The sequence below is a fragment of the Streptomyces sp. NPDC059861 genome, from assembly GCF_042731435.1.
Taxonomy (GTDB): domain Bacteria; phylum Actinomycetota; class Actinomycetes; order Streptomycetales; family Streptomycetaceae; genus Streptomyces.
On sequence record NZ_JBHWJQ010000020.1, the window covers coordinates 1 to 26181 of the forward strand.

The following is a 26181-nucleotide window of genomic DNA, read 5'->3' on the forward strand; positions in this document are numbered from 1 at the left end:
GCCGACCGGCGGCGCGACCGGACGCAGCAGCGGCAGCTCGGCCGCACCGGGCAGCACCGCGCGCGGCGCCGGTTCGCCCGTGAGTCGTTCGGTGTGTACGACGGTCCGCTCCCGTTCCGGGTGCGGGCGCGCCGCCTCGGCCGCCGGACCGGGGCGCGGTACGTCCGTGCGCGGCGTGGCGGACGGCGCCGAGGCGGGCCACAGCAGGCCGGTGTCCTCGTCGTCGTCCCGTGTCCGGGCCCGTACCGCCTCGACGCGTTCGAACGGGCCGGGCAGCCGGGGCTGCGCCCGCACCACTCCCGGACGCGGACCCGCGGCGGCCGGGGCGTGCCGGGCGATCAGCCGGTCGAGGAAGTCGGCAGCCCCGGCACCGGACCCGGAGGAGCCGGACCCGACGGGGTGGGCTCCACCGGCCGTGGAGCCGGGCGGGGGCGAACCGGACCCGGAGGTGCCGGGCGTGGAGTCAGACATCGGCGCACATCTCCAGGTAGTAGCGGCGCCGCAGCGGGCTGAGCGCCAGGATCTCCGGCTCGCTCCAGCCGTAGGCCGTCGCGAGCAGATGGACGTCGAGCAACAGGTCCCGCGCCCAGGAGTCCAGTTCGGTCCACAGGTACGAGGCGATGTCCAGCTCCGCCCGCGTGGCCCGCCCGCATTCGGGGCAGGCCACGTCGAGCGTCACGTCGGCCCCCGGGTCGGCGGCCTCGGCCGCCTCGGCGATCCGGCGCCGCACGGGTTCGGGCAGGTCGTCCGCGGTGACCGGCGTCCCGTCGCGCGCCGCCGCGACCAGGCACCGGGCGAGCAGCGCGGCGCGCGGCTCGGCGGCCCGGGCCGCAGCGGCCAGGTCGGCGATCCCGGGCAGCCGGAACTCGGCCTCCCAGCCGTCGTGCGCGACCTGTACGACGGACTCCCCGCGCACGCCCACCGACCGGGCGAAATCCCCGGCGTCCAGGTCGAACTCCATGTCCTCGCCGCACTCGGCGCACTCCAGCCGTACCTGCATGCGCTCGCCGAACAGTGCCCGGCGCAGCGCGAACAGGTCGGCCTCGCGCTCGCCCACCGGGAGGGCGGGCAGCGCCCGGGCGTCGAGGTCCGGGCGCGCGGTGCGGTGCAGCAGCGACGCGCGCCCGGCGGGTGCCTCGGCGAGTCCCGCCTCCCAGGTGGCCAGCAGGCCGGCCGCCCCCGTGATCGCCATGACCGCGAACTCCTCCTGGGTCAGGCCGGATTGAGAAAGGAGGGCTCGGTGGGCTCGGGTACCTCGTAGTCCCGCTCCCAGCCCTCGCACTCCAGCTTGAGCGACTGGATGGCCACCGCGTTGGCGTTGGCGTCCAGCTCGCCGAGCACCTGGTACTCGCTGGGCCAGGTCCGGTACAGCTTGTGCGAGACGGCGACCTGGCCGGCCTCGTTGAGGACCTGGATGACGATGTCCTTGCGGAAGTCGGCGAGCGACACCTCGGAGCCGAGACCGGCGCCGACCTGCCAGACCTTGTTGGCCCAGCGGTCGAACTCGGGGTCGTGGGTGACCCCGCGTTCCAGGGTGATGCCCTCGAATTCGGAGCGGCCCGGCGACTTGCGCGGGGAGGAGGGGTCGCCGCCGTGCCGGTGCTTGACGACCTCGGTGGTCCGCTTCAGTGGACTGATCTTGCTGATGCCCGCGACCGTCCGACCGTCCCACAGGACCAGGAACTTGAAGTTCTTGTACGGGTCGAAACGATGGGCGTTGACCGTGAACTCAGCCATCGGAAAATGTCCTCGGTATTCCTGGGGGCCGCGACTAGAGCGCGAACTGCCCGGACGTCTGCTGGATCCTGACGATCACGAACTCGGCCGGCCGGACCGGCGCGATGCCCACCAGGACGTTGACGACGCCGGCTGCGACGTCCTCGGCGGTGGTGGTCTCGTGGTCGCACTTGACGAAGTAGGCCTCACGCGGGGTGCTGCCCTTGAAGGCGCCCTGACGGAAGAGGGTGTGCAGGTACGAGGAGGCGCTGAGCCGGATCTGCTGCCACAGCGACTCGTCGTTGGGCTCGAACACGACCCACTGCAGGCCGCGTTGCAGGCTCTCCTCCACGTGCAGCGCGAGCCGCCGCACCGGCACGTACTTCCACTCGCTGTCCAGGGCGTCGGAGCCCTGGAGCGTGCGCGCGCCCCAGACCAGCGGGCCGGTGAGCGGAAAGGTGCGCAGGCAGTTGACGCCCAGCGGATTGAGCAGGCCGCTCTCGCGGTCGGTGAGGTCGACGGTGAGCGAGTGCACGCCCATGAGCCGTGCCTCGGTGCCGGCCGGGGCCTTCCACACGCCGCGCTCGGAGTCGGTGCGCGCGATGACACCGGCGACCGCGCCGGACGGCGGGAAGGCGCGCAGCCTTCCGGTGAGCGGGTCGGTGAGCTGGAGGTGCGGGAAGTACAGGCCCGCGTGGCTCCCGCGCACGGAATCGAGCGCGGCGACGCCGGCCCGTGCCGTGTCGACGCTCAGCCAGGTGCCCGGCGCGTCGACGAGGAGGAAGATCCGCCGTTCCTGGCACAGCCGCTGGGCCGCCGAGACGACGGTGAGCATGTCCTCGGTCTTCTCGTACGAGGCCAGCTCGGGCAGCGACAGCAGGTTGACGTCGGCCACCTGGCGCAGGGCGTGGATGCCGGTCTTGTCGCCCTCGGAGCCGATGAGGTCGCGCGGGCCGGGTGCCGCGCCGTCCTCGCCGCCCTCCAGGGGGAACACCGGCGGGTTGACGGAGGCCTCCAGGCCCAGGTCGTTGGCGCACTCGCCGAGGAAGCGCACGACGTCCTCGGGGTCGGTGGACCCCGCGACGACCTGGACGCGCCGTCCGAAGGCGGTGACCTCGGCGCCCGCGAAGGCGTGCCTGCCGGGCGCGTCGGGCAGCGCCCGCAGCTTGCGCTCCAGCAGCAGCGCGAGCTCGGCGACGCTGCACGGGACCTCGCCGTCGCAGTCGGGGTCGTAGAGCCGGAACTCGCGCTCGACGTCGCCGATCTTGACGGCGAGGTCGACCTCCAGGTTCGGCAGCTCCTCGCCGAACGGCTTGGAGACGGTGCCGGACGGGTCGGGGCGGCCCTCGCCGACGGCCTCGACGCGGATGAGGCGGGAGCCGGCGTTGATCACGGTCGGCGCGTGGCGGCCGTGACCGGGGTCCATGGACAGGCCGGTGAAGCTCTCGCGGGCGTCACCCTTGGCGTCGTGGACCCGCAGGTTGAAGGTCTCGCCGGGGTGCGGGGTGTCGTAGTCGACGGCGACGCGCAGGCCGTTGCCCCAGAGGCCGTGCTCCTTGGCGTGGACTTCGAGGACGCGGCTCTCGCTGTGGCCCTCGGTGGACTCCAGGACGACGCAGGCGGCCTTGCCGCTGCCGGCCTTGGCGACCCGGACGATCACGGCGACGCCGCCGCCGTTCGCGAAGAACTGGTGCACCGCGTAGGCGACGGCGCTCTGCGAGCCGAGCCCCCCGAAGCGGCGCTCGAACTCGGCGAAGCCGGTGACGCGCACCGGTTCGTTGAGCGGACCGCGCCGGGTGTGACCGACGAACGCGGTCACCGACGTGGTCACGGCGGAGATGGTGCGGGTGCTGCTGGGAAGCTCTTCGACGTAGACGCCGGGATACGTCGGCCGGGTGGGGCCTACTGCATGCGTCGGCATTCCCCCTCCAATCCCTTCTCGGGCACGAACGAAGGCACCAAGAGATGACAGAGGGAGACATTCCGGAGACATCCCGGATCGGCGCGCGAAGACGCCGCCCCTCATGGGCGGCGGTGGTGCGCGCACCGCATCAATCCCCCGTCGGCACCCCGGGCGGTCGGTCACCCAGGCCAAGCACACGCTTGTGACTCCTGATGCTCAGGTGCTCAACCCACCTTGAAGAGTGGAGAGTTGTGGGAGCAAGGCGGGTTCACGCCAGGACTCGGGGAGTTTCCATGGAGGGTGGCGAACGCGACTCGCACACGATGTGCGCGTGTCGGGACAGGTGATGCACACAATCCCCACACGTCGTAGTGCAGCACAATGGAGCACATGTCCCGACGCACCGGCCGTTCCCGCAGCCCACGCCCCGCCGCTCCGGTGCACCACCCGGAATGTCCGTGCGGTCTTGCGGAGACATACGAGATGTGCTGTGGCCGATTCCTTCGGGGTGAGACCGCGGCGCCGACCGCCGAGGCGCTGATGCGCTCGCGCTACACCGCCTTCGTCCGGCGCGACGAGGGGTACCTGCTGCGGACCTGGCATCCGCGCACGCGCCCGGCGCGGCTCGGCCTCGACGCCGGGACGCGATGGACGGGTCTGGAGATCCTCGACACGACCGAGGGTTCCGCGTTCCACAGCACGGGGACCGTGACGTTCCGGGCGTCCTACCGGGGCGGCGCCCTGCACGAGCGCAGCCGTTTCGAGCGGGTCGACGGCGCGTGGGTGTACGTCGACGGGGAGTTCTTCGACTGAGCGACGCCGGCCGGCGAAGGCCTACGGCGCGAGGACGTCCAGCTCCTGGAGCGCGCCGACGGTGATCTCCCGGGTCAGCTCCTGCGCGCGCACCGCGTCGCCCTCCCGCACCGCCTCCGCGACCTGGACGTGCAGGGTGACGGCGGCCGGGTCGGGGTCCTCGAACATCACGTCGTGATGGGTGCGGCCGGCCAGCACCTCGGCGACGACGTCACCGAGGCGGGCGAACATCTCGTTGCCGGAGGCGTTGAGGATCACACGGTGGAAGGCCACGTCGTGTATCAGGTAGCCCTCCAGCTGGTGCCCGCGCGAGTGGGCGACCATGCCGAGCGCGCACTCGGTGAGCTCGGCGCACTGCTCGGCGGTGGCGTTCCGCGCGGCCAGCCCCGCGGCGACCGGCTCCACGGCGGAGCGCAGCACGGTGAGGGACCGCAGCTGGTGGGGGCGGTCGGCGCCGGCCAGCCGCCAGCGGATGACCTGGGGGTCGTAGACGTTCCACTCGGACCTGGCGCGGACCGTGACGCCCACCCGGCGGCGGGACTCGACCAGGTGCATCGACTCCAGCACCCGCACCGCCTCGCGCATCACCGAGCGGGAGACGTCGAAGCGCTGCGCCAGTTCGTCCGTGCGCAACACACTGCCCGGGGGGTACTCGCCCGCCGTGATCTCGGGGCCGAGGGTGTCCAGTACACGGCCGTGCAGCCCCCGGCCCATCGTGCTCATGCACTCAGCGTACGGGGCGGATCACGCTGCCAAAAAGTCAGACTTATTCATCACAGACTCTTGAATTCGTCGTACCTAATAGGTTTCATTTGGCCGACGTCGGATGCGACGTCGTATGTCGAGGAAGACAGCGAGGCAGTCATGCGTACCCCCCACGTCGTCGTGGTGATGGGCGTCGCGGGCACGGGCAAGACCACGATCGGTCCGCTGCTCGCCGCCCGGCTCGGCGTCCCCTACGCCGAGGGCGACGACTTCCACCCGCCTGCCAACATCGCCAAGATGTCGGCCGGTACCCCGCTCGACGACGCGGACCGGTGGCCGTGGCTGGACGCCATCGGCGCATGGGCCCACGAGCGGTCCGGGCTGGGCGGGGTGGTCAGCAGCTCGGCGCTGAAGCGGTCCTACCGCGACCGGCTCCGTGCCGCCGCACCCGGGATCGTGTTCGTGCACCTCACAGGTGACCGCGAGCTCATCGAGGACCGGATGGCGCACCGGCAGGGCCACTTCATGCCGACCGCGCTGCTGGACTCCCAGTTCGCCACGCTGCAGCCGCTCCAGGCCGACGAGGCGGGAGTCGCGGTCGACGTCTCGGGCACCCCCGAGGACATCACCGCGCGCGCGGTGGCCGCGCTGGACGCCCTCGACCCGACGTCGCCCTCGGCGCCGTAACACCCCCTCCCCCCATCCCCGTATCTGCAAGGGAACCCCCGTGACCAGACTCAGCGTCGAGATGCTGGCGGCGGACCCCGTCGAGCCGATCACTTCGGCGGGACACGCGCAACTGGGCATCGCGGTACTGGCGGGCATCGCCGTCATCGTCGTGCTCATCACCAAGTTCAAACTGCACGCCTTCCTGGCGCTGACCATCGGTTCGCTGGCGCTCGGAGCCTTCGCCGGCGCGCCCCTCGACAAGGTCATCACCACCTTCACCACCGGCCTCGGCTCCACGGTCGCCGGCGTGGGCGTGCTGATCGCGCTGGGCGCGATCCTCGGCAAGATGCTCGCCGACTCCGGCGGTGCCGACGAGATCGTCGACACGATCCTCGCGAAGGCGAGCGGGCGTTCGATGCCGTGGGCGATGGTGCTCATCGCCTCGGTGATCGGCCTTCCGCTGTTCTTCGAGGTCGGCGTCGTGCTGCTGATCCCGGTCGTGCTGATGGTCGCCAAGCGCGGCAACTACTCGCTGATGCGGATCGGCATCCCGGCGCTCGCCGGCCTGTCCGTGATGCACGGCCTGGTCCCGCCGCACCCCGGTCCGCTGGTCGCGATCGACGCGCTGGGGGCCGACCTCGGCGTGACGCTGGCGCTCGGCGTGCTGGTCGCCATCCCGACGGTGATCATCGCCGGCCCGCTGTTCTCCCGGTACGCCGCCCGCTGGGTGGACGTCCCGGCGCCGGACCGCATGATCCCGCAGCGCGCGTCCGAGGAGCTCCAGAAGCGCCCCGGGTTCGGCGCCACGCTGCTCACGATCATGCTGCCGGTCATCCTGATGCTGTCCAAGGCACTCGTCGACATCGTGATCGACGACCCGGAGAACACCACGCAGCGTGTCTTCGACGTGGTCGGCTCCCCGCTGATCGCCCTGCTCGCCTCCGTCCTGCTGGGCATCTTCACGCTGCTGCGGCCCGCCGGTTTCGCCAAGGAGCGCGTCTCCGGGCTCGTGGAGAAGGGGCTCGCGCCCATCGCGGGCATTCTGCTGATCGTCGGAGCGGGCGGCGGCTTCAAGCAGACCCTGATCGACACCGGCGTCGGCCAGATGATCCTGGACATCTCCAAGGACTGGTCGATCCCGGCGCTGCTGCTGGCCTGGCTGATCGCGGTGGCGATCCGGCTGGCGACCGGTTCGGCGACCGTGGCGACCGTCTCGGCGGCCGGTCTGGTCGCGCCGCTCGCGGTCGGTATGTCGACCGGTGAGACGGCCCTGCTGGTGCTCGCCATCGGCGCCGGTTCGCTCTTCTTCAGCCATGTCAACGACGCCGGTTTCTGGCTGGTGAAGGAGTACTTCGGGCTGACCGTCGGCCAGACGATCAAGACCTGGTCGGTGATGGAGACGATCATCTCGGTGGTCGCGGGCGCCCTCGTCCTGCTGTTGTCCTTGTTCATATAGGCCCGGTGGCCGCACGGGCCATGTCAGGAGTACGACGATGACGGCTCATCCCCTCTTCGACACCGGCGGCCGGATCGCCCTGGTCACCGGCTCCAGCCGGGGCATCGGTCATGCGCCGGCCCGTGGCCTGCTGGAGGCCGGCTGCACGGTCGTCCTCAACGGCCGCGACCCGGACCGGCTGGCCCGGGCGGCGGCCGGTCTCCCCGGCGACGTCCGCACGGCGGTGTTCGACGTCACGGACGCCCCATCGGTGGCCGCCGGGATCGCCGAGGTCGAGGAGCGGGTGGGCCCGCTCGACATCCTGGTCAACAACGCGGGCATGCAACTGCGCGCCCCCCTTCTGGAGTTCACGGACGCGGACTGGCACCGCGTCCTGGACACCAACCTCACCAGCGCGTTCCTGGTCGGCCGGGAGGCAGCCCGGCGCTGCTGGACTTCACCCCGGACGCCGCCCAGGACCCAGGTCCCTCAGTCCCCTGAGTGGCGCCACAGGGAGTGCTCCCGGTCCGCCCACTCCCGGCCCACCTCGCCGGTGCGCATCCCCCGCCGGGCCTCGGGGTCCGCGAGCGCCATGCCGATGTGGCCGGCGAGGACGATGCCGAGGGTGAGGGCCAGCCAGTCGTGGACGAAGGTCGCGCCGGTCCGCCAGACCAACGGGGTGAGGTGGGTGAACCACATGATCAGGCCCGTGCCCAGCATCACCAGCGTCGCCCCGGCGATCCAGGCGGCGTAGACCTTCTGCCCGGCGTTGAACTTCCCCGCCGGGCGTGCCGAGTACCGCTTGTCCCGGCGCAGGGCGGCCCGCAGCCAGACCCGGTCGTGCGGACCGAAGCGGTTCAGCAGCCGCAGGTCGGAGCGGAAGGCGCGGGAGGCGAGGCCCAGCAGGACGGGCACCGGCAGGGCGAGGCCCGCCCACTGGTGGACGGTGACGACGAGCGCGCGGCGGCCGACGAGCTGCGCGAGCTCGGGGACGTAGAGGCAGGCCGCCGTTAGCACGCACACCCCCGTCAGGGCGGCGGACGTGCGGTGCACCCACCGTTCGGCCCGGCCGAACCGGTGGACGCGGGTGGCCCGGGCGGGCGCGTCAGCTCGTGGGCTCATCGTCGCGTCCGTTCGAACGGCCGACCCAGGCGTCGGTGTCGTAGCCCCGTTCCTCCCAGTAGCCCGGTTCCACGTCCTCGGTGACGGTGATCCCGGAGAGCCACTTGGCGGACTTGTAGAAGTACATCGGCGCGACGTAGAGGCGCACCGGGCCGCCGTGTGCGTGGCTGAGGTCCTCGTCCCGCATCCGCAGGGCGACCAGGACGTCGGCGCGGCGGGCCTGGTCGAGGGTGAGGCTCTCCGAGTAGGTGCCGTCGAAGCAGGTGAAGCGGATCGCCTTGGCGGTGGGGCGCACGCCGGCCGCGTCCAGCAGCCGGGACAGCCGGACGCCCTCGAAGGGGGTGTCGGGGACACGCCAGCCGGTGACGCACTGCACGTCCCGGATCGTCCGGGTCTGCGGCAGGGCGCGCAGCTCGGGCAGTGTGTAGGCGCGCGGCCGGTCGACCAGGCCGTCGACGGTGAGGCGGTAGGAGGTGGCGTTCTTGCGCGGGACGGAGGCGGCGACGGAGTAGTAGCGGAAGCCGCCGCCGTTCGGGAGCAGGCCGGTCAGGCCGGTGGGGTCCTTGTCGGCGGCGTTGCCGAGGAAGGACTCCAGTCCGCGTTGCAGGGTGGGCGCGGCGACCACGCCGAGAGCGCCCAGGCCGAGGGTGCCGAGCAGGACACGGCGGCCGATCGGCCGGCCCTCCTGCTCGGGTTGTCCGGAGTTCACACGTCCATTCGAGCACCGGGACGGGCGAACGGGCCAGCGATCGGGCCGCCCGTCAGAATTCCGTAACCACGAGGTGAGCCCCAATGCCGGCCAGGCGTTCGGTCCCGTACCGCCGACGGCGGGCGCGTCGCGGGCTAGACGACGCCCAGGGTGCGTTCGCGGGCCTCTCGGAACGCGGTGCTCGGGTCTTTGGACGGGTAGGACCAGGGCTCCGGCGTCGCGTGGTCGCCGATCCGCTCCAGGAGGGCGGCGGCCTCGGCGGCGCGCCCCTCGCAGCACTTGGCGTGGGCCAGATAGTTGAGGTCGACCAGTCGGCGGGGGTGGCCGTCCTGCTCCCATTCCAGCCACCAGTCGTAGGCGGCCTCCAGCGCCTGCCGGGCCAGACGTCCGCTCCAGTGCGCCGAGACGGCCGGATCGGCCGCTTCGAACCCTCCGGTGGCCAGTACGCGGTACCGCTCGGCGTGCGCGACGACCGGCAGCACGGCGAGCGGGGAGTCGGCCGGCGCCTGCTCGGCGGCCCGGTGGGCCAAGTCGTACACCTCGTGCAGGGGGTCGGGTCCGGCGGCGGCGCGGCGCTCGGCGAGCCGGGCGACCATGAGGTGGTGGGCGTGGTGGTGGTCGGCGTACCGCGTCCGGACCTCCTCGAAGATCCGTACCATCTCCCGCCTGCTGCCCAGCGTGCGCTCCAGCAGGAGCAGGCCCAGCCAGGGTGTCGGGTCGGCGGGGGCGAGCGCCGCGGCGTGGTGGCAGGCCTCGCGGGCGCGGGCCGGCCGCTCCTTGCCGCGCAGGGCGCGGCGCACCTCGGCCAGGGCGAGCAGCGTCGCGGCGTCGGCCGAGACCGGCTCGGCGAGCAGCCACTCCGCCGCCCAGGAGGCGCTGTACGGTTCGAGCGCCAGGACCGTGATCCGGTGTCCGCGCCGGTCCCAGTCGTCGCCGGTACGCGCGAGCAGGGAACGGGCGGTCTGCCATCGCCCCTGCGCCAGCGCGGCCCGCGCGGCGACCAGCTCGGTGTCGTCGAGGGCCGCGTCGAAGGCCAGGTCCGCGGGCCCATGGGTGCGGCCGGGGGATGGCGGGGGCAAGGACAACGCGGAACTTTCCTCGGGCAACGGTGCCGTAGTCGGCTGATCCCGGACAGCCAACCCATAGCCAAGGCTCATCGTCAAGCTTTGCCGCGCCTCCGCCGACGTCAACCCCACCTCCCGCCCGGGGAGTTGGCGCAGACCAGAGGCGAGTGGATCTTCCGCTGGCAGGGCTCGTGTGACGTACGTCATAGCGTCATGGCATCGACCCCCTGACCATGGCTGGAACGTCACGCCGCAGTTCCGGCCCCCCACCGGCCGCCGTGACCCGACGCGACCGCCTGACGCGGTGCGCCGCACCGCCTCCGCCGCGGTCCCCACACCCCCCATGATCATCGAGGTAGGCAGCTTGTCGGTCCTGGTTCTGGTTCTCGCCGTGAGCGCCGCCTGCTGCCTGGGCTTCGGCTTCGTCCTGCAGCAGAACGCGGCCCAGCACGCGCCCCGCGCCGACTTCCTCTCCCCCCGGCTGCTGCTCGACCTGATGAAGGTGCCGAGCTGGCTCGGTGGCATCGCGCTGATGGTGGCCGGCATGGGCCTCGGCGCCGCCGCGCTCGGGCAGGGGCAGCTCTCCCTGGTGGAGCCGCTGCTCGCGACCAACCTGCTCTTCGCCCTCGGCCTGTCCCGCCGCCGGACGGGGCGGCCGCTCGGCCGCCAGGGCTGGGCGGGCCTGGCACTGCTCGCGGGCGGCGTGATCACGTTCATCGTGGCCGGTCAGCCGCGCGCCGGGGCCGCGGTCGCGGATCCGCAGCGGCTGTGGATGATCGTCGGCGCGATGGTGGGCCTCGCCATCCTGCTGACCATGCGCGCCAAGCGCTCCCGGATGAGCTCGGCCCCGGTGCTGCTGGCCCTGGCGGCCGGCCTGCTCTACGGCGTACAGGACGCGCTGACGCGGGTCAGCGGCGACCGCTTCGCCGCGAGCGGCCTGGGCGGGCTGCTCACCTCCTGGCAGCCGTACGCGGTGCTGCTGATCGGCATCACCGGGCTGATCCTGGTGCAGAGCGCGTTCGAGACCGGGTCGCTGTGCAAGTCGCTGCCCGCCCTCACCGCCGCCCAGCCGCTCGCCGGCATCATCTGCGGCGTCGGCTTCCTGGGCGACCGGCTGCAGATGGACACCGGCGCGCTGGCCTGGCAGGCGACGGGTCTCGCGGCCGTGGTGACGGGCATCGTCCTGCTCGGCATGCACCCGGCGATGCCCCGGGGCGCGGTGGTACGGGCGGCGGTGCCGGTTCCGGCGCTCCAGGGCGCCACGACGCGCTGATCCACCGGGCCGTCCGGGCTGCTTGGATGGCTCCATGAGCGCTGCTGACGAGATCCTCGACGTCGTCGACGAGCACGACCGCGTGATCGGGCAGGCCCCGCGCGGGGAGGTGTACCAGCGCGGTCTGCGCCACCGCTGTGTGTTCGTCCAGGCCCGGGACGCCGAGGGCCGGGTGTTCGTGCACCGCCGCACGCCGACGAAACTGGTCTTCCCCTCCCTCTACGACATGTTCGTCGGCGGCGTGGTCGGCGCGGGCGAGTCCTACGACGACGCGGCCCTGCGCGAGGCCGAGGAGGAACTCGGCGTCAGCGGCCTGCCCCGCCCCTCGTACCTCTTCAAGTTCCTCTACGCCGACGGCGCCGGCCTGAGCTGGTGGTCCGCCGTGTACGAGGTCCGCTGCGAGCTCCCGGTGAGCCCGCAGGCCGAGGAGGTCGCCTGGCACGACTTCCTGCCCGAGGAGGAGGTACGGCTGCGGCTCGGCGAGTGGGAGTGGGTGCCGGACGGACTGGCGGCGTACCACCGCCTGGAGGCGCACCGGCGCTGAGCGTGCCCCGCGGGGCCTTCCGGATAGGGTCGTGCGCGTGATCGAACTCGTGCGAAACGTCCGGCTCTGGTTCGGGCCCCAGCGGATCCGGGAGGAGGGCGACACACCCGACTACCGGTTCTCGCTGGCGAACGAGCGCACGTTCCTGGCCTGGCTGCGCACCGCGCTCGCGCTGATCGGCGGCGGGTTCGCGGTGGACCAGTTCCTGCCGGACCTCAGATGGGGCTGGCGGGTCGGGCTGGCGCTCGCCCTGCTCGGGGCGGGCGTGCTGTGCTCCCTGCGGGCGGTCGACCACTGGATGCGCTGCGAGCGCGCGATGCGCCGGGGCGAGGATCTGCCGGTGTCCCGTTTCCCGGCACTGCTGAGCGTCGTCGTCGCGGTGGTGGCGGTGGCGATGGTGGTCGTGGTGCTCGTGGGATGGGACGGGTGAGTGCCCCCGTCGCCCCGGAGCGGGACCCCGGGCTCCAGCCGGAGCGGACCCGGCTCGCCTGGCGGCGTACGACACTCTCCGGCACGGTCGCCGCGGTGCTCGCGGCCCGCACGGCCCTGCACGGCGGCCCCTCGGCGCCCCGCATCCTCGCCTGCGCGCTGTGCTGCGCCCTCTGGCTGGGCCTCCTCCTGGTCGCCCACGCCCGGATCCGCACCCTCACGGCCCCGGGCCACCCCCCGGCCCTGACCCCCCGGCACGCCACCGCGGCCACCCTGTGCACGGTGGCCCTGGCGGTCTGCGCGTCGACGCTGCTGTTCTGACCGAGCCGGTCACCGGCCCGGCCGCCACACCGACAGCCACCGCCGACGCCCGCCCCTCCGGGGAACTCGTACGCCACGAAGGTACGGATGCCCGGATATGCCCGGTCCCCGTGGCAGCCTTTCGGTCGTCCACCACCCGAACCCGAAGGTGAGCGCAATGACCACCCTGCACGAGGAACACTCCGCCCACACGCACACCCACGGCCCCGCCTGCGGGCACGCCGAGGTCCCGCACGGCGACCACATCGACTACGCCCACGACGGCCACCTGCACCGCGCGCACGACGGCCACTGGGACGAGTGCGAGCCCACCGGGCACAACGCCCACGCCGGCCACGACCATCGGCACGACGAGGGCTGCGGCCATGCGCGGGTGCAGCACGGCGACCACGTGGACTACCTCCACGACGGCCACCGGCACGCCGAGCACGACGGCCACTGGGACGACCACTGAGACCGGGCCGCCCCCGGCCCTCAAGGAGTCCCCGGCAGCTCCCCGCCTCCCGCGCGGGGAGCCGTCGGCCTGTCGTGGCGCCGATCACGTTCGCCCGGCCCCCTGGACGGCATACCGACCGGTCGGCATCATTGGTCGGGTCACGTTCACACGTCCGTAGGAGCGACGATGGCTTCCGACCACCCGCCAGGCCTCGATCCCGACCGGCTGCGCGGCCTGCTCGACCGTGAGCGGCCCGGTCTGGTGCACGGCCCGCTGACCGGCCGGCTGATCGAGGGCGGACGGTCGAACCTCACCTACGCGGTCTCCGACGGCGAGTCCCGGTGGGTCGTGCGCCGGCCCCCGCTCGGTCACGTCCTGGCGACCGCGCACGACATGAGGCGCGAGCACCGGGTGATCAGCGCCCTCGGGCCGACGAAGGTTCCGGTACCGCGCACGCTGCTGCTGTGCGAGGACGAGGAGGTCCTCGGGGCGCCGTTCTACGTCATGCAGTTCGTGCCCGGCACGCCGTACCGCACCGCCGACCAGCTCGCCCCGCTCGGTCCCGAGCGCACCCGCGAGGTGGTCCTCTCCCTGGTGGACACCCTGGTCGAGCTGCACGCGGTGGACCCCGAGGAGGTCGGTCTCGGCGACTTCGGCCGCCCCGAGGGCTTCCTGGACCGCCAGCTGCGCCGCTGGGGCAAGCAGCTGGACGCCTCCCGCAACCGCGACCTCGCCGGCATCGACGAGCTGCACGCGGCCCTCGGCCGGGCCCTGCCCACCTCCCCCGCCCCGGCCGTCGTACACGGCGACTTCCGCCTCGACAACGTCCTGGTGGGCGCCGACGACACGATCAACGCGGTCCTCGACTGGGAGATGTCCACGCTCGGTGACCCGCTGACCGACCTGGGCCTGCTGGTGATGTACAGCATGCCGCTCGGCATGCCGAAGTCGCCGGTCTCCACCACCGCCGAGGCCCCGGGGCACCCGAGCCCGGCCGAGCTGATCGAACGGTACGCGGCCCGCTCCGGCCGCGACGTCTCCGCGGTCGCCTGGTACACGGCGTTCGCCTGGTTCAAGCTCGCCGTGATCCTGGAGGGCATCCACTACCGCTACACCCTGGGCCAGACGGTCGGCCGCGGCTTCGACCGCATCGGCGATCTCGTTCCCGTCTTCATCGAGCACGGTCTCACCACACTTCAGGAAGGCTGACCGGCATGGACTTCGCGTTCGACGCACGCACCGAGGAACTGCGCGCCAGGCTGCTCGCCTTCATGGACGAGTACGTGTACCCGGCCGAGGCCGTGGCCGAGGAGCAGCGGGCCGCGCTCGCCTCCCCCTGGGACACCCCGGCGGTCGTCGGGGAGCTGAAGGCCGAGGCCCGTCGCCAGGGCCTGTGGAACCTCTTCCTGCCCGACGCCGAGCACGGCGCCGGCCTCACCAACCTCCAGTACGCCCCGCTGGCCGAGATCACCGGCCGCTCCCCGCACCTCGCGCCCACGGCGACGAACTGTGCCGCGCCGGACACCGGGAACATGGAGGTGCTCGCGCAGTTCGGCGACGACGCGCAGAAGAAGCAGTGGCTGGAGCCGCTGCTCGCCGGTGAGATCCGGTCGGCCTTCGCGATGACCGAGCCCGACGTGGCCTCCTCGGACGCCACCAACATCACCACACACATCGAGCGCGACGGCGACGAGTACGTCATCACCGGCCGCAAGTGGTACATCTCCGGGGCGATGAACCCGGACTGCAAGATCTTCATCGTGATGGGCAAGACCGACCCGGACGGGCCGGACATCCGCCGCCAGCAGTCCATGGTCCTGGTGCCGCGCGACACCCCGGGCGTGACGGTCAAGCGGGCGATGCAGGTCTTCGGCTACGAGGACCACTCCCACGGCGGCCACGCCGAGGTGGTCTTCGACCAGGCGCGCGTGCCGGTCTCCCACCTCGTCGGCGAGGAGGGCGGCGGCTTCGCCATCGCCCAGGCCCGGCTCGGCCCCGGCCGGATCCACCACTGCATGCGGCTGATCGGCATGGCGGAGCGGGCGATCGAGCTGATGTGCAGGCGCGCGGTGTCGCGCGAGGCGTTCGGCAAGCCGCTGGCCGGGCAGGGCGTGGTGCACAACTGGATCGCGGACGCCCGGGTGGCCGTCGAGCAGATGCGCCTGCTGGTCCTGAAGACCGCCTGGATGATGGACACGGTCGGCAACAGGGGTGCCCACACCGAGATCCAGGCCATCAAGATCGCCACGCCGCGCACGGTCGTCGGCATCCTCGACAAGGCGATCCAGCTGTACGGCGCGGGCGGTGTGAGCCAGGACTTCCCGCTGGCCGAGCTGTACGCCGGCGCGCGCACGCTGATGATCGCGGACGGCCCGGACGAGGTGCACCAGCGGTCGCTGGCGCGGCGGGAGCTGAAGAAGTACCTGTGAGGCCGTGCGTGAGGGGCGGTTGCCCATGGCGACCGCCCCTCACCGTGCCTCGCTACGGCCGAAGTGCCCGCAGCAGCAGGTCGGCCAGGTGGTCGGCGACCTGCTGGGGGCTCATCGGCCCGTCGGGGCGGTACCAGGTCGACAGATGGTGGACCGACCCGAAGTGGTAGTCCACCACCAGGTCGGCCGGGGTCGCCGTGGAGAAGACGCCGGCCTGCTGGCCCTCCTCGATGAGCGCGCGGAAGCGCTCGTGGTAGCGCCGGCGCTCCGCGCGGACCTGCTTGTTCTTCTCCGGGCTCAGATGGTGCATCGACCTGAAGAAGATCATCGCGTCGTCGAGGTTCTCGATGGTCGTCACCACGACGTCGGCGGCGGCGTTCCGCACCCGCTTCTCGACCGGCTCGTCGGCGTCCGCGAGCGCGTCCAGACGTTCCTGCTGGACGCGCAGCACGCGCGCGTACACCTCGTGCAGCAGATCGTCCTTCGAGCCGAAGTAGTGATACAGGGCTCCCTTGGTGACGCCCGCCGCCTCGACGATCTCCTGCACCGAGGTGCGGTCGTAGCCCTGCTCCGCGAAGAGCCGGGTGGCGGCGGCCAGCAGCCGCTGCGGCACAGGCGTCCCGTCCGTGTCCGTCGTCCTGGGCACTGCCGCCACCTGCCTTCCGTGATGTCCTACTGACTTTCTCGCGAACGGGAGCGCAACTCCCGCCGGAGGATCTTCCCACTCGCCGTCTTCGGCAGGTCCGGCAGGATCTCCACCAGCCGCGGGTACTTGTAGGCGGCCAGTCTCTCCTTGCAGTACGCCGCGAGTTCGTCCGGGTCCGGTGCGGCACCCGGACGGAGGCTGATGTAGGCCTTGACAGTCTCTCCCCGGTAGCCGTCGGGCACCCCGACGACGGCGGCCTCGCGCACCGCCGGATGGGTGTAGAGCACGTCCTCGACCTCGCGCGGCCAGACCTTGAAGCCGGACGCGTTGATCATGTCCTTCTTGCGGTCGACCACGTACAGCCAGCCCTCGGCGTCCATGAACCCGATGTCCCCGGTGCGCAGCTCACCGCCGGGGAACGTCTCATCGGTGGCGTCGGGCCGCCGCCAGTAGCCGGGCACGACCTGCGGGCCCCGTACGACGATCTCGCCCTGTTCCCCGAACGGCACCTCCGCGCCCTCGTCGTCGACGATCCGCACGACGGTGTCGGGGCCGGGCACGCCCACGGCCAGCGTCCCCGAGGCCGGGTCGACGGGCGCCTCCCGGCCGGGCGGCACGGCGGCGCACGGCGCGGTGCACTCGGTGAGCCCGTAGCCGTTGCGGATGTACGGACCGAAACCGGCCCGGAACTTCTCCACCAGCGCGGGCGGCAGCGGCGCACCGCCGGAGGAGATGATCCGGAACGACGAGAAGTGGTCGCGGGTGACGGACGGGTGGGCGGCCAGCGCCATGAAGGCGGTCGACGGCCCGACCGTGTAGTGCGGCCGGTGCTCGGCGAACGCGTCCAGCACGACGCCCGCCTCGAAGCGGTACGCCAGGACCAGCGTGCCCGCGCTGTTCAGGCACGCCCCGAGCTGGCAGACCATCCCGGTGATGTGGAAGAGCGGCGCCATCGCGAAGTACACCGGCGCCTCGGGCAGCCCCAGCCCGGTCCGCTGCCGCTCGGCGTTGTACATGATGTTGCCGTGCGTGTTGGTGGCCCCTTTGGGGGTGCCGCTGGTGCCGGAGGTGTAGCTGATCAGCGCGATGTCGTCCGGGCCGGGCAGGCGGTCCTCCGCCGCCTTGCCGCCCGCCCGTGCGACGGCGGTCAGGTCGTCGGTGTCCTCGGCCCGCGCGGCCCGTTCGAAGGTCAGCACGCGCGCCTCGCCCCGCGTCTGGAAGTCCAGCTCGCAGGCGGTGAGCACGACCCGTACCGGCGAGCCGGCCACGGTCTCGCGCAGATACGACTCCCAGGCCCGGTCGGAGCAGATCAGCGCGGCCACCCCGCCGTCCCGCAGGACATGGCCGACCTCGCCCGACTTGTACATCGGGTTGACCGGCACGACCACCGCGCCCGCCTTCCAGGCGCCCAGCACGGCCAGCACGAAGTGCGGCGAGTTCTGCAGCAGCACGGCGACACGGTCGCCCCGCGCCACGCCCCGCTCGGCGAGGTGCCCGGCGACGGAGTCGCTCAGCTCGTCGGCCTCGCGGTAGCTCAGCCGTCCGTCGAAGTAGGCGAGGAAGGTCCGATCCGGTGCCTCGCCGGCGACCCGGCGCAGGGCGTGCACCAGTGAGTCGTCGGGGCTGACGGGCGCCCGCTGGGCCTCGTCGAGGAGCGCCAGCCAGGGCTTGGCGGCGTAGTGGGAGCGGGTCACGGGGCCGCCTCCCACTTCTGCTGGATGTGGTTCATGCTGGTCAGCCAGCGGTCCGGATGGGCGGCCCGGGCCTCGTAGTACGCGGCGACCTCGGGGTGCGGCAGGATCAGGAAGCGGTCCTCCTCGATCCCCTTGAACAGCGCCTCCGCGACGGCCGCGGGCTCGATCGCGGTCGGCACCAGCACCAGGTCACCCGCGCTGCCGGTGGCGGCGAGCATGTCGGTGCGCACGCCCTGCGGGCAGATGGCGTGCACCTTCACCCCCCGGTGGCGGTAGGTGAGGGAGAGCCACTCGGCGAAGGCGTAGGCGCCGTGCTTGGTGACGCTGTAGGGGGCGGCGCCGATCATGGTGAGCAGCCCGGCGGCCGACACGGTGGACACGAAGCGCCCGCTGCCGCGCTCCAGCCAGTCGGGGAGCAGCGCGTGGGCGGCACGCACGTGCGCCATGACGTTGACGTCCCAGGCCAGTTGCCAGACCTCCTCGGGGGCCGCCTCGGAACCGCCGGAGCCGACCCCGGCGTTGGCGCAGTAGACGTCCACCGCACCGCCGAGCGCGTCCTTGGCCTCGGCGACGATCGCGGAGGCGTCGCCGGGGACGGCGATGCCGCCGACCTCGTCGGCGACGGCCTTGGCCTTGTCCGCGTCGAGGTCGTTGACCACCACCCGGCCCCCCTCGGCGGCGAAGCGCCGGGCCAGTGCGGCCCCGATCCCGCCTCCTGCACCGGTGACGACCACTCCGGCACCCTGCACGGCTCCCACCATCGGTTCGGTCTCCTTCGACGCGCCTCGGCTCTGCCCTCGCGCGGTCAGACTAACCGGTCGGTATGTAGTGGCGGAAGGGCGACGCGGGAGCCGAAGTCCGGCCCGGTTCGTTCCCGTGGTGGGCGGGGGCGCGCTAGCGTGCGTGAGCATGACACCCGCCGCGATCACGGAGGCCCTCGTATGAAGCTGTCCAGACGCAGCCTGCTCGCCACCACCACCGCAGCGGTCGCGGCGTCGGGGGCCCCGGCGGCGGCCGCACCCGCAGCAGGCGGCGACCGCCCGTTGCGGACTGGATTCGAGCGCCTCGCCGCCGGAGGCTACGACCTCCTCGACGGCGACCGCGTCGGCATCGTCACCAACCCGACCGGCATCACCAGGGACGTACGCCACATCGTCGACGTGATGCACGCCGACGACAGGGTGGACGTCACCGCCGTCTTCGGTCCGGAGCACGGTTTCCGCGGCACCGCGCAGGCCGGCGGCTCCGAGGGCCGCTACGACGACCCGGCGACCGGCCTGCCCGTCTACGACACCTACCAGAAGAGCGGCCAGCCGCTGGCCGACATCTTCACGGCCTCCGGCGTGGACACGATCGTCTTCGACATCCAGGACGTGGGCGCACGCTTCTACACCTACATCTGGACCCTGTACGACTGCATGGAGGCCGCCCGCCTCGCGGGCAAGCGCATCGTCGTGCTGGACCGGCCGAACCCGGTGACCGGCGTGTCGGCCGAAGGGCCGGTGCTGCACAAGGAGTTCGCCACCTTCGTGGGGCGGCAGCCGATCTCGCAGGCCCACGGCATGACGGTGGCGGAGCTGGCGCTGCTGTTCAACGAGGAGTTCCTGACCTCTCCGGTGTCCCTGGACACCGTCCGCCTGAGCGGGTGGCGGCGCTCGGACTTCTACGACGCCTCCGGGCTGCCGTGGGTGCCGCCGAGCCCCAACATGCCGACGCCCGAGACCGCCCTGGTCTACGCGGGCACGTGCCTCTTCGAGGGCACGAACCTCTCCGAGGGCCGGGGCACCACCCGCCCCTTCGAACTGCTCGGGGCGGAGGGCATCGACCGCGGCTGGGCGGCGGCCGTGAGCGAACTCGGCCTGCCGGGCGTGCACTTCCGGGAGGCGTACTTCGCGCCCACCTTCTCCAAGTTCCAGGGCCGCACCATCGGTGGCGTACAGCTGCACGTGCACGACCGGGCGGCGTTCGACCCCGTGCGCACCGGGATCGCCCTGCTGATCACCGCCAAGCGGGCCTGGAGCGGCTTCGCCTGGCGGTCGGACAACTGGATCGACAAGCTCACCGGCTCCACGCTCGTCCGCACGATGATCGACGCCGGGGCGGACACCGACGACGTGGTGGCGGGCTGGGAGCAGGAGCTGGCGGCGTTCCGCAGGACGCGGCGGCAGTACCTCCTCTACCGCTGAGCCGGACGGCGGCGGGCCTCGTCGCAGGCCCCGCCGCCACCGAAGAGGTCACCTGTGTGAGGTGACCTCCACGACCTGCTGGTAGGTCGGCCGGTTCTGCCGGCTGACCCCGCCGTGCCCGATGCCGCCCGGCGGACGGTGGACGACCGGGTCGGCGCACCACTGGCCGCCCGCCGCGCACCGGTTCGTCTGGCGCGCGCTCCGTCGGCCCGGGGGCGGCGGACGGGGACTCGTCGACCGGCAGGCCGGCGGTTAGCGCCGCGAATTGGTCACTGCCGAGGCCGGGTTCGAACGCGGCCTTCACCAGCAGCGGCCACCAGGCGTTCACGACCCCGATCGCGTCGGCGTGCGCGTAGGTGTGCGAACCGGCCGACGTCTCGGTGCGCCGGGACCCGGCGGACACCCACGCCGACAGCTCGGCCACCGCCGCGGCGGCCGCCGGGTCGGTCACCGGAGAGCTGTCGGCCACCTTCGGCGCCTTCGGCAGGACGGCCTCCCCCCTCGGTGAGGCCCGCCTGGGCCATCGTGCGGACCGGCGAGCCGGTGTGACCCGCCGCGTACTCGCCGGGGAAGCAGCGACCGCTGTCGGAGGCGGCGATGTCGGCGTTGATGCCGTCGACGTGGGCGTTCACGTCGGCGAGGGCCCGGCGGCCCCGCTCGCCGTCGGCGGCGACGCCGTCGATCTGCGCCTGGAGATCCGGCCTCGCTGCAGGGCGCGTTGCGCCAGGGACCCTGCTCCAGACCCTGGTTGGCGGCCGCGCCGCCCGCGAAGGCGGATCGTCACGTCACCGCGCCCGGCCGGCCGGTGGAGGAGGATCTCTGGGCGAGGGTGGCGTTGCCGTTCCGACCCGGCGGCAGGATGTCCGAGCACCCGCTGCCGCAGTGGTCGGCGACGGCCGCCGCTTCGGCGTCCGGGTGGGCCGGGGAGGCCGCCGCCCGGGAAAGCGAGGACAAAAGACCGGCAATCAGGACGCATACGGAAGCCGTCTTCAGGAACCCGTGGGATCTGTGGGGAGTTCTCAGTCTGTCGAGCGCGACACGTCACCTGTGCGGGTCGCGACGACCGCCCGGGAGTGGCCGTCGTCACGCGGAGGAAAACGGATGGAGCCGAATCGCTGGTCGATACGTCTATTCGGCGACGTCCGTACGACGACGCCGAAGTGACCGAAGTACAGGTGCAGGTGTGACGGAGGTGCAGGGCGATGGCCGGTTTCCGGAGTCTGGCGAGACAGGTACGCGACCCCCGATGCGACCTGGCGCTACGGCGCTACTCGCTACGCAAGTGCCTTGAGCGATTCGCCCCCTACGGGCACAGGGCGACCTGGGACCACTTGTGCACCCGGGCCGGGTTCGGCCCGGAGGACCGTTCTCCCGACCCTGCGCGGCTCGTGGCCGCGTTGGAGGAGCTGGAGGCGGCCCGAGCCGTGTGGCTGGCCTACGAGGTCGAGTTCGCCGAGCGCCGCAAGAAGGAGAAGCACGACGGGCTGCGCCGGCCGGGCACGGTGGACGACTGGCACCGGCTGACCTGGGGCGGTTTCGGGGTCGCCTGGTGCGACGACCCCGAGGTGCACCCGGCGGAGCCGCTGGCGGAAGTGCTGCGGCAGATCATCGCGGCGCTGGAGCGCGAGCCCGGCTCGGCGTGCCCCGTGTGTGACGGGGAGCGCCTGCGCTGGAAGTACGACCTGGATCACGAGCCCTCGTCAGGCCCGGTCTGCACGGACTGCGGAATTCTCGTCCCGCGCCCCGTGCTCACGCCCGAGGCCCTGGCGTACGCCAGGCGCGAACGACTGCTGATGTCCGCCTGAGACGCCACGAGTGCCACGGCCACGGGGCAACGGGGGTGTACGTGGCGGGCCATGTGCCGTCCGCCGCGGACCGGCTGGGGGTGCGCAGGGGATGCCGCACCCCCTGAACGGCGGATGCCCCGGTACGCGGCGGATGCCGGCGGATGTCTCGGCACGCACGCGACCGGTGGTGCCTGGCACCATCGAGGCATGGTGAACGTGCAGGTCTGTCTCAACGGGACGCGCGAGGCCACCGACGGCACGAGGGTGCCGTTGACGCCCGAGACGATGGCCGAGGACGCCGCGCGCGCGGTCGCGGCCGGGGCGGACGACGTCCATGTCCACCCCAAGACACCGTGCGGGCACGACTCCTTGTCCGCGCGCGTGGTGGCCGCCACGCTCCAGGCGCTGCGCCGGCGGGTGCCGGTGCCGGTCGGGGTGACCACCGGCGCCTGGGCCGAGCCCGATCCGGCGGCCCGGCTGAAGCGCGTGCGCGGCTGGACCGTGCTGCCCGACCACGCGTCGGTCAACTGGCACGAGCCGGGCGCCGAGGAACTGGCCGCCGCGTTGCTCGACGCCGGGGTGGGCGTCGAGGCGGGCATCTGGTCCGGGACGGACGGGGCGGCACGGTTCGCGCGCTCGCCGCTCGGGCCGAGGGTGCTGCGGGTGCTCGCGGAGGTGACCGATCCGTTGCCGGTGACGGCCGAGGACAGCGCGCGGGCGCTGCTGGCCGAGCTGGGCTCCGCGCACGGCCGCCCGGTGCTGCTGCACGGCACGGACGACAGCGCGTGGCCCGTGCTGCGGCTGGCCGGCCGGCTGGGGCTGGCGACCCGCGCCGGCCTGGAGGACATGCTGGTCCTGCCGGACGGGCAACCGGCCGACTCCAACGCGCGGTTGGTGGCGGAGGCGGTACGGGCGTACGCGGAAGCACGGGACGGTAGCAGCCGGTAAACCGGTCGCACCAGCGCTTTCGGACACGGACAGTTGGCGGCGACGAGACACCACTGAGGACCGAGGAGTCCCCCATGTCGACGCTGCGTGTCACCGCCGAAGTGCTGACCGTCCACGAGCATCCGAACGCGGACGCGCTCGACCTGGCCCAGGTCGGCCTGTACCGGGCCGTCGTCGCCAAGGGCGCCTACCGCACCGGCGACGCCGCGCTCTACATCCCCGAGCAGGCCGTGCTGCCCGCCGGGCTGATCGAGGAGCTGGGGCTGACCGGGCGGCTGGCGGGCGGCAAGGTGGACAGGGTCAAGGCGGTGCGGCTGCGTGGCGAGTTGTCGCAGGGGATCGTGTGCCGGCCGAAGGCGCTGGCGGACGTCGATCTGGCGGCCGCGGCGGCGGACGGCACGGACTTCGCGGAGCGGCTCGGCATCACCAAGTGGGTGCCGCCGGTACCGCCCACGATGAACGGCGACGTCGAGTCGGCGCCCGAGCTGCTGCCCTGGGTCGACATCGAGAACGTCCAGCGCCACCCGGACATCTTCAGGCCGGGTGAGCCCGTCGTGCTGACCGAGAAGCTGCACGGTTCGGCGTGCCTGGTGACGTACGTCGCCGGCGAGGACCGGGTGTACGTCTCCTCCAAGGGCTTCGGGGCGAAGTCGCTGGCGCTGAAGGAGGACCCGCGCAACCTCTACTGGCGCGCGGTGCGCGGGCACGGCGTCGCGGAGGCCGCGGCACGGCTCGCCCGGCGGCTGGGGGCGCGCCGGGTCGGGATCTTCGGCGAGGTGTACGGCGCCGGGGTGCAGGACCTGACGTACGGCGCGGACGGGCGGCGCGACACCCTGGGGTACGCGGTGTTCGACGTGTCCGCGGAGATCGACGGCCAGGTGCGCTGGCTGGACGCGGAGCAACTGCTGGGCGGAGAGCTGCCGTCGGTGCCGCGTCTGTTCACCGGGCCGTACGACATCGCCCGCGTACTGGAGTTCGCCTCGGGCCGCGAGACGGTGTCCGGTCGGAACCTGCACCTGCGCGAGGGCGTGGTGATCCGCCCGGTGACGGAGCGCTACAGCCCGGTGACCGGCGGCCGGGCGGTGGCGAAGGCGGTGAGCCCGGCGTATCTGACCCGGAAGGGCGGAACCGAGTACGAGTGAGCGGCGAGCGGTCGGCGGGGCGGGCGCGAGCGCGGTCCCGCCGGGCGACCGTCCCCGCTAGCGGCACTCCTCGGGCTCCGGCTGCTGCTCCCGCCCCCGCGACGCCCGCCGCTGCCCGCCGGGCGGGCGTTCCACCAGGAGGCTGGAGCCCGAGAGGTGTTCGCCGGAGATGTCGTCGGGGTTGGACAGGACGCAGGTGGCCAGGGAGAGGCAGCCGCAGCCGATGCAGTCCGTGAGGTGGTCGCGGAGCCGGTTGAGCTGCTTGATCCGCTGGTCCAGCTCCGAACGCCAGGCCTCGGACAGGCGGGCCCAGTCGTCCCGGGTGGGCGTGCGCTCCTCGGGCAGCTCGGCGAGCGCCTCGCGGATGGTGGCCAGCGGGATGCCGACACGCTGGGCGGCGCGGACGAAGGCGACGCGGCGGAGCGTGTCCCGGGTGTAGCGGCGCTGGTTGCCCGGGGTGCGGCGGCTGCTGATCAGCCCCTTGGCCTCGTAGAAGTGCAGGGCGGAGACGGCGGCGCCACTGCGCGCGGCGAGCTGGCCGACCGTGAGCTCGTGGATCTTCTCGGGAATCTGGGGCACCTCTCGAAGCCTACCCAGTCGCCGACGGCCCGGGTCCGTTGACAGCGGCCCCGGACGGCACCATGCTAAGCAGTTGCTTAGACATTGCAGTCGCCACGCGAGAGGCCGGGACATGGCAGAGCCGAGGATCTTCACGTCAGCCGACGAGCTGAAGGCGGCGGTGGGCGAGCAACTGGGGTACACCGACTGGCTGGAGGTCGACCAGAAGCGGATCGACCTGTTCGCCGAGGCCACCGGCGACCATCAGTGGATCCACGTCGACCCGGAGAAGGCCGCCGCCGGCCCCTTCGGCACGACGATCGCGCACGGCTACCTCACGCTCTCCCTGCTGCCGCTCTTCGGCCCGCAGCTGATCGGCGTCGAGGGCATGAAGATGGGTGTCAACTACGGCACCAACAAGGTCCGTTTCCCCGCCCCCGTCCCGGTCGGCTCCCGGCTGCGCGCCACCGCGAAGATCACCGGCGTCGAGGACGTGACCGGTGGCATCCAGGTGAGCGTCGCCTTCAGCGTGGAACGCGAGGGCGGCGACAAGCCGGTGTGCGTGGCCGAGTCGGTGTCGCGGTACTACCTCTGAGCCGCGGCCGCCTCCGGGACGCCGCCGCTACCGCGCGGTCGGCGCCTTCCGCACGCCCACCATCCGCAGTACGAGGTCGGCGTAGAGCGCGCCGACCTCGTCGGGCGTCCAGGGGCCGTCGATGTTGAACCAGCGGGCGACGTCGATGCACAGCGACAGCACCGCGAGCGTCGTGCCCTGGACGTCGAGCACCTCGAACTCGCCCGCGGCGACGCCGTCCTCGATGATGCCGCGCACCTCGGCGTCGCACTGCCGGCGCAGCGCGACGATCTCCGCGCGGGCCTCGGGGCCCAGCGAGTCCAGTTCGTACTGCACCACGCGCGCGGTCGTGCGCCCCCCGGCGTGCCAGCGCACGAAGGAGCTCACCGCGTCGGCGAGCCGCTCGCTCGCGCTGCCCTCGCGCCCGGCCGCGGTGCGCAGGATGTCGAGGGCCCGCTCGTGGCCGATCCTGCTGATGCGGTGCAGCAGCTCTTCCTTGGTCTTGTAGTGGATGTAGAGCGCGGCCGGACTCATCCCGGCGCGGCCCGCGATGTCACGGGTCGTCGTGGCGTGGTAGCCGCGCTCGGCGAAGGCCTCCACGGCGGCGATCAGCAGTCGCCGGGCCGCCTCGGGGGTGACCTCGGCCCATGCCTGCAGCTCGCCGCCGGCCGTCTCCTCCGCCGTAGTCATCGCTCGTTCGCCCCTCTCGCCGATCAGAGGCACCACCATACCGCCGAAGCTGAGCGAGCGCTTAGTGAGGCCTCCCGGGGCGCCCGCACGCAGCATGCCCTCAGAGCTTCTCGAACGGGTCGTGCTCGGCGAGCAGCTTCTCCAGCCGGGCCTGGTCCACCCGGCTCACGATCTGCCCGGCCTCCTGCCGGTCCCGGACGACCTTGGCGAGCGTGAAGGCGGACGTGACGAGGTAGAGGACGGCGATGGCGAGGAAGGCCCGCACCCACGGGTCGGCCTCCAGCCGGAAGATGCCGACGGCGGTGGCGCCGAGGGCGAGCGCGAACGACGCGACGGCCTGTCCGTAGAAGGCGGCCGTGCTCTGCTGCTTGACCGGTGTGTCACTCAT

General features: G+C 72.6%; 29 protein-coding genes and 3 pseudogenes. 16 read left to right on the forward strand and 16 right to left on the reverse strand.

The window, feature by feature from the left end; all coding sequences use genetic code 11:
• From ACFV6X_RS18905 to ACFV6X_RS18920, 4 genes and pseudogenes are all read right to left on the reverse strand, one after another.
• A pseudogene (locus ACFV6X_RS18905) lies at window positions 1-471 on the reverse strand (hypothetical protein); the annotation flags it as partial.
• Window positions 464-1192 (reverse strand): hypothetical protein, encoded by a 729-nt coding sequence (locus tag ACFV6X_RS18910; protein ID WP_385384805.1) that lies wholly within the window; start codon window positions 1190-1192, stop codon window positions 464-466. The pseudogene ACFV6X_RS18905 and the gene ACFV6X_RS18910, both read right to left, overlap by 8 nt.
• Window positions 1193-1212: 20 nt before the next feature.
• On the reverse strand, window positions 1213-1737 hold the full coding sequence (locus tag ACFV6X_RS18915; RefSeq protein WP_141309194.1) for a phage tail protein: 525 nt from the start codon (window positions 1735-1737) through the stop codon (window positions 1213-1215).
• A 34-nt stretch (window positions 1738-1771) separates the two neighbouring features.
• Window positions 1772-3637 carry a phage tail sheath C-terminal domain-containing protein gene (locus tag ACFV6X_RS18920; RefSeq protein WP_385384808.1) on the reverse strand — a complete coding sequence of 622 codons (1866 nt, stop codon included), beginning with the start codon at window positions 3635-3637 and terminating at the stop codon, window positions 1772-1774.
• Between the two features lie 372 nt (window positions 3638-4009).
• On the opposite strand from ACFV6X_RS18920, the gene ACFV6X_RS18925 reads away from it, so the two are divergent.
• Window positions 4010-4432, forward strand: a complete 423-nt coding sequence (locus ACFV6X_RS18925; RefSeq protein WP_385384810.1) for a YchJ family protein — start codon at window positions 4010-4012, stop codon at window positions 4430-4432.
• Window positions 4433-4453: 21 nt separating this feature from the next.
• On the opposite strand, the gene ACFV6X_RS18930 is transcribed toward ACFV6X_RS18925, so the two are convergent.
• Entirely contained in the window at window positions 4454-5155 is a 702-nt protein-coding gene (locus ACFV6X_RS18930) for a FadR/GntR family transcriptional regulator (RefSeq protein WP_385384813.1), read from the reverse strand.
• Window positions 5156-5296: 141 nt separating this feature from the next.
• Here ACFV6X_RS18930 and ACFV6X_RS18935 point away from each other — a divergent pair, with 141 nt between their 5' ends.
• From ACFV6X_RS18935 to ACFV6X_RS18945, 3 genes and pseudogenes are all read left to right on the forward strand, one after another.
• On the forward strand, window positions 5297-5824 hold the full coding sequence (locus ACFV6X_RS18935; RefSeq protein ID WP_385384816.1) for a gluconokinase: 528 nt from the start codon (window positions 5297-5299) through the stop codon (window positions 5822-5824).
• A 40-nt stretch (window positions 5825-5864) separates the two neighbouring features.
• Window positions 5865-7262: a GntP family permease gene (locus ACFV6X_RS18940; protein WP_385384819.1), complete on the forward strand. Its 1398-nt coding sequence runs from the start codon at window positions 5865-5867 to the stop codon at window positions 7260-7262.
• Window positions 7263-7299: 37 nt separating this feature from the next.
• Window positions 7300-7686, forward strand: a pseudogene (locus tag ACFV6X_RS18945) (SDR family NAD(P)-dependent oxidoreductase); the annotation flags it as partial.
• Between the two features lie 44 nt (window positions 7687-7730).
• Here the strand turns inward: ACFV6X_RS18945 and ACFV6X_RS18950 are convergent.
• The 3 genes from ACFV6X_RS18950 to ACFV6X_RS18960 all read right to left on the reverse strand — a co-directional run bounded on the left by ACFV6X_RS18950 (window position 7731) and on the right by ACFV6X_RS18960 (window position 10157).
• Complete coding sequence (locus tag ACFV6X_RS18950) at window positions 7731-8363, reverse strand: cytochrome b/b6 domain-containing protein (protein WP_385384822.1); 633 nt, start codon at window positions 8361-8363, stop codon at window positions 7731-7733.
• Window positions 8347-9072, reverse strand: coding sequence for a molybdopterin-dependent oxidoreductase (locus ACFV6X_RS18955; RefSeq protein ID WP_385384825.1), 726 nt, complete (start codon window positions 9070-9072; stop codon window positions 8347-8349). The genes ACFV6X_RS18950 and ACFV6X_RS18955 overlap by 17 nt, the downstream gene beginning before the upstream one ends.
• Window positions 9073-9206: 134 nt before the next feature.
• Window positions 9207-10157, reverse strand: coding sequence for a hypothetical protein (locus ACFV6X_RS18960; RefSeq protein ID WP_385384828.1), 951 nt, complete (start codon window positions 10155-10157; stop codon window positions 9207-9209).
• 343 nt (window positions 10158-10500) lie between these two features.
• Between ACFV6X_RS18960 and ACFV6X_RS18965 the strand changes: the two genes are divergently transcribed.
• From ACFV6X_RS18965 to ACFV6X_RS18995, 7 genes are all read left to right on the forward strand, one after another.
• Window positions 10501-11409 (forward strand): DMT family transporter, encoded by a 909-nt coding sequence (locus tag ACFV6X_RS18965; RefSeq protein WP_385384831.1) that lies wholly within the window; start codon window positions 10501-10503, stop codon window positions 11407-11409.
• Between the two features lie 34 nt (window positions 11410-11443).
• Window positions 11444-11953: an NUDIX hydrolase gene (locus ACFV6X_RS18970; RefSeq protein WP_385384834.1), complete on the forward strand. Its 510-nt coding sequence runs from the start codon at window positions 11444-11446 to the stop codon at window positions 11951-11953.
• A 37-nt stretch (window positions 11954-11990) separates the two neighbouring features.
• Window positions 11991-12383 carry a YidH family protein gene (locus tag ACFV6X_RS18975; RefSeq protein WP_385384837.1) on the forward strand — a complete coding sequence of 131 codons (393 nt, stop codon included), beginning with the start codon at window positions 11991-11993 and terminating at the stop codon, window positions 12381-12383.
• Window positions 12371-12703: a DUF202 domain-containing protein gene (locus ACFV6X_RS18980; protein WP_385384840.1), complete on the forward strand. Its 333-nt coding sequence runs from the start codon at window positions 12371-12373 to the stop codon at window positions 12701-12703. Before ACFV6X_RS18975 ends, ACFV6X_RS18980 begins: the two co-directional genes overlap by 13 nt.
• 157 nt (window positions 12704-12860) lie before the next feature.
• The gene (locus ACFV6X_RS18985) at window positions 12861-13157 is read left to right on the forward strand and encodes a hypothetical protein (protein ID WP_385384843.1); all 297 of its coding nucleotides are present in this window, start codon (window positions 12861-12863) and stop codon (window positions 13155-13157) included.
• A gap of 168 nt (window positions 13158-13325) precedes the next feature.
• Complete coding sequence (locus tag ACFV6X_RS18990; RefSeq protein WP_385384846.1) at window positions 13326-14348, forward strand: phosphotransferase family protein; 1023 nt, start codon at window positions 13326-13328, stop codon at window positions 14346-14348.
• Window positions 14349-14353: 5 nt separating this feature from the next.
• Window positions 14354-15568 carry an acyl-CoA dehydrogenase family protein gene (locus tag ACFV6X_RS18995; protein ID WP_385384849.1) on the forward strand — a complete coding sequence of 405 codons (1215 nt, stop codon included), beginning with the start codon at window positions 14354-14356 and terminating at the stop codon, window positions 15566-15568.
• Window positions 15569-15620: 52 nt separating this feature from the next.
• Here ACFV6X_RS18995 and ACFV6X_RS19000 read toward each other — a convergent pair whose 3' ends face one another.
• The 3 genes from ACFV6X_RS19000 to ACFV6X_RS19010 are packed head-to-tail and all read right to left on the reverse strand — an operon-like array spanning window position 15621 to window position 18669.
• The gene (locus ACFV6X_RS19000) at window positions 15621-16214 is read right to left on the reverse strand and encodes a TetR/AcrR family transcriptional regulator (protein ID WP_365458460.1); all 594 of its coding nucleotides are present in this window, start codon (window positions 16212-16214) and stop codon (window positions 15621-15623) included.
• Between the two features lie 26 nt (window positions 16215-16240).
• Window positions 16241-17908, reverse strand: coding sequence for a class I adenylate-forming enzyme family protein (locus ACFV6X_RS19005; protein WP_385384852.1), 1668 nt, complete (start codon window positions 17906-17908; stop codon window positions 16241-16243).
• Entirely contained in the window at window positions 17905-18669 is a 765-nt protein-coding gene (locus tag ACFV6X_RS19010; protein WP_385384854.1) for an SDR family oxidoreductase, read from the reverse strand. The genes ACFV6X_RS19005 and ACFV6X_RS19010 overlap by 4 nt, the downstream gene beginning before the upstream one ends.
• A gap of 180 nt (window positions 18670-18849) precedes the next feature.
• Between ACFV6X_RS19010 and ACFV6X_RS19015 the strand changes: the two genes are divergently transcribed.
• Window positions 18850-20094, forward strand: a complete 1245-nt coding sequence (locus tag ACFV6X_RS19015; protein WP_385384857.1) for an exo-beta-N-acetylmuramidase NamZ domain-containing protein — start codon at window positions 18850-18852, stop codon at window positions 20092-20094.
• A 48-nt stretch (window positions 20095-20142) separates the two neighbouring features.
• Here the strand turns inward: ACFV6X_RS19015 and ACFV6X_RS19020 are convergent.
• Both ACFV6X_RS19020 and ACFV6X_RS19025 read right to left on the reverse strand, forming a co-directional pair.
• A pseudogene (locus tag ACFV6X_RS19020) lies at window positions 20143-20605 on the reverse strand (penicillin acylase family protein); the annotation flags it as partial.
• A gap of 269 nt (window positions 20606-20874) precedes the next feature.
• On the reverse strand, window positions 20875-21048 hold the full coding sequence (locus ACFV6X_RS19025) for a hypothetical protein (RefSeq protein WP_385384860.1): 174 nt from the start codon (window positions 21046-21048) through the stop codon (window positions 20875-20877).
• Between the two features lie 248 nt (window positions 21049-21296).
• On the opposite strand from ACFV6X_RS19025, the gene ACFV6X_RS19030 reads away from it, so the two are divergent.
• From ACFV6X_RS19030 to ACFV6X_RS19040, 3 genes are all read left to right on the forward strand, one after another.
• A complete protein-coding gene (locus ACFV6X_RS19030; RefSeq protein ID WP_385384863.1) occupies window positions 21297-21899 on the forward strand; it encodes a hypothetical protein in 603 nt (200 codons plus the stop codon).
• A gap of 189 nt (window positions 21900-22088) precedes the next feature.
• Window positions 22089-22829 carry a 3-keto-5-aminohexanoate cleavage protein gene (locus tag ACFV6X_RS19035; RefSeq protein WP_385384866.1) on the forward strand — a complete coding sequence of 247 codons (741 nt, stop codon included), beginning with the start codon at window positions 22089-22091 and terminating at the stop codon, window positions 22827-22829.
• 74 nt (window positions 22830-22903) lie between these two features.
• Window positions 22904-23971 carry an RNA ligase (ATP) gene (locus ACFV6X_RS19040; protein WP_385384869.1) on the forward strand — a complete coding sequence of 356 codons (1068 nt, stop codon included), beginning with the start codon at window positions 22904-22906 and terminating at the stop codon, window positions 23969-23971.
• 57 nt (window positions 23972-24028) lie between these two features.
• Here the strand turns inward: ACFV6X_RS19040 and soxR are convergent, their stop codons facing one another.
• Window positions 24029-24550, reverse strand: a complete 522-nt coding sequence (gene soxR, locus ACFV6X_RS19045) for a redox-sensitive transcriptional activator SoxR (protein WP_385384872.1) — start codon at window positions 24548-24550, stop codon at window positions 24029-24031.
• Window positions 24551-24662: 112 nt separating this feature from the next.
• Between soxR and ACFV6X_RS19050 the strand changes: the two genes are divergently transcribed.
• A complete protein-coding gene (locus ACFV6X_RS19050) occupies window positions 24663-25124 on the forward strand; it encodes a MaoC family dehydratase (RefSeq protein ID WP_385384875.1) in 462 nt (153 codons plus the stop codon).
• A gap of 27 nt (window positions 25125-25151) precedes the next feature.
• On the opposite strand, the gene ACFV6X_RS19055 is transcribed toward ACFV6X_RS19050, so the two are convergent.
• Complete coding sequence (locus ACFV6X_RS19055; RefSeq protein ID WP_385384877.1) at window positions 25152-25793, reverse strand: TetR family transcriptional regulator; 642 nt, start codon at window positions 25791-25793, stop codon at window positions 25152-25154.
• Between the two features lie 100 nt (window positions 25794-25893).
• Window positions 25894-26181: a YiaA/YiaB family inner membrane protein gene (locus ACFV6X_RS19060; protein ID WP_385384880.1), complete on the reverse strand. Its 288-nt coding sequence runs from the start codon at window positions 26179-26181 to the stop codon at window positions 25894-25896.

What these genes read in the sequence shown, in the direction of transcription:
- ACFV6X_RS18910 (WP_385384805.1), bottom strand. Translation starts at nt 1,192, where the DNA reads ATGGCGATCACGGGGGCGGCCGGCCTGCTGGCCACCTGGGAGGCGGGA.
- ACFV6X_RS18915 (WP_141309194.1), bottom strand. Translation starts at nt 1,737, where the DNA reads ATGGCTGAGTTCACGGTCAACGCCCATCGTTTCGACCCGTACAAGAAC.
- ACFV6X_RS18920 (WP_385384808.1), bottom strand. Translation starts at nt 3,637, where the DNA reads ATGCCGACGCATGCAGTAGGCCCCACCCGGCCGACGTATCCCGGCGTC.
- ACFV6X_RS18925 (WP_385384810.1), top strand. Translation starts at nt 4,010, where the DNA reads ATGTCCCGACGCACCGGCCGTTCCCGCAGCCCACGCCCCGCCGCTCCG.
- ACFV6X_RS18930 (WP_385384813.1), bottom strand. Translation starts at nt 5,155, where the DNA reads ATGAGCACGATGGGCCGGGGGCTGCACGGCCGTGTACTGGACACCCTC.
- ACFV6X_RS18935 (WP_385384816.1), top strand. Translation starts at nt 5,297, where the DNA reads ATGCGTACCCCCCACGTCGTCGTGGTGATGGGCGTCGCGGGCACGGGC.
- ACFV6X_RS18950 (WP_385384822.1), bottom strand. Translation starts at nt 8,363, where the DNA reads ATGAGCCCACGAGCTGACGCGCCCGCCCGGGCCACCCGCGTCCACCGG.
- ACFV6X_RS18970 (WP_385384834.1), top strand. Translation starts at nt 11,444, where the DNA reads ATGAGCGCTGCTGACGAGATCCTCGACGTCGTCGACGAGCACGACCGC.
- ACFV6X_RS18980 (WP_385384840.1), top strand. Translation starts at nt 12,371, where the DNA reads ATGGGACGGGTGAGTGCCCCCGTCGCCCCGGAGCGGGACCCCGGGCTC.
- ACFV6X_RS18985 (WP_385384843.1), top strand. Translation starts at nt 12,861, where the DNA reads ATGACCACCCTGCACGAGGAACACTCCGCCCACACGCACACCCACGGC.
- ACFV6X_RS18990 (WP_385384846.1), top strand. Translation starts at nt 13,326, where the DNA reads ATGGCTTCCGACCACCCGCCAGGCCTCGATCCCGACCGGCTGCGCGGC.
- ACFV6X_RS18995 (WP_385384849.1), top strand. Translation starts at nt 14,354, where the DNA reads ATGGACTTCGCGTTCGACGCACGCACCGAGGAACTGCGCGCCAGGCTG.
- ACFV6X_RS19010 (WP_385384854.1), bottom strand. Translation starts at nt 18,669, where the DNA reads ATGGTGGGAGCCGTGCAGGGTGCCGGAGTGGTCGTCACCGGTGCAGGA.
- ACFV6X_RS19015 (WP_385384857.1), top strand. Translation starts at nt 18,850, where the DNA reads ATGAAGCTGTCCAGACGCAGCCTGCTCGCCACCACCACCGCAGCGGTC.
- ACFV6X_RS19030 (WP_385384863.1), top strand. Translation starts at nt 21,297, where the DNA reads ATGGCCGGTTTCCGGAGTCTGGCGAGACAGGTACGCGACCCCCGATGC.
- ACFV6X_RS19035 (WP_385384866.1), top strand. Translation starts at nt 22,089, where the DNA reads ATGGTGAACGTGCAGGTCTGTCTCAACGGGACGCGCGAGGCCACCGAC.
- ACFV6X_RS19040 (WP_385384869.1), top strand. Translation starts at nt 22,904, where the DNA reads ATGTCGACGCTGCGTGTCACCGCCGAAGTGCTGACCGTCCACGAGCAT.
- ACFV6X_RS19050 (WP_385384875.1), top strand. Translation starts at nt 24,663, where the DNA reads ATGGCAGAGCCGAGGATCTTCACGTCAGCCGACGAGCTGAAGGCGGCG.
- ACFV6X_RS19055 (WP_385384877.1), bottom strand. Translation starts at nt 25,793, where the DNA reads ATGACTACGGCGGAGGAGACGGCCGGCGGCGAGCTGCAGGCATGGGCC.
- ACFV6X_RS19060 (WP_385384880.1), bottom strand. Translation starts at nt 26,181, where the DNA reads ATGAGTGACACACCGGTCAAGCAGCAGAGCACGGCCGCCTTCTACGGA.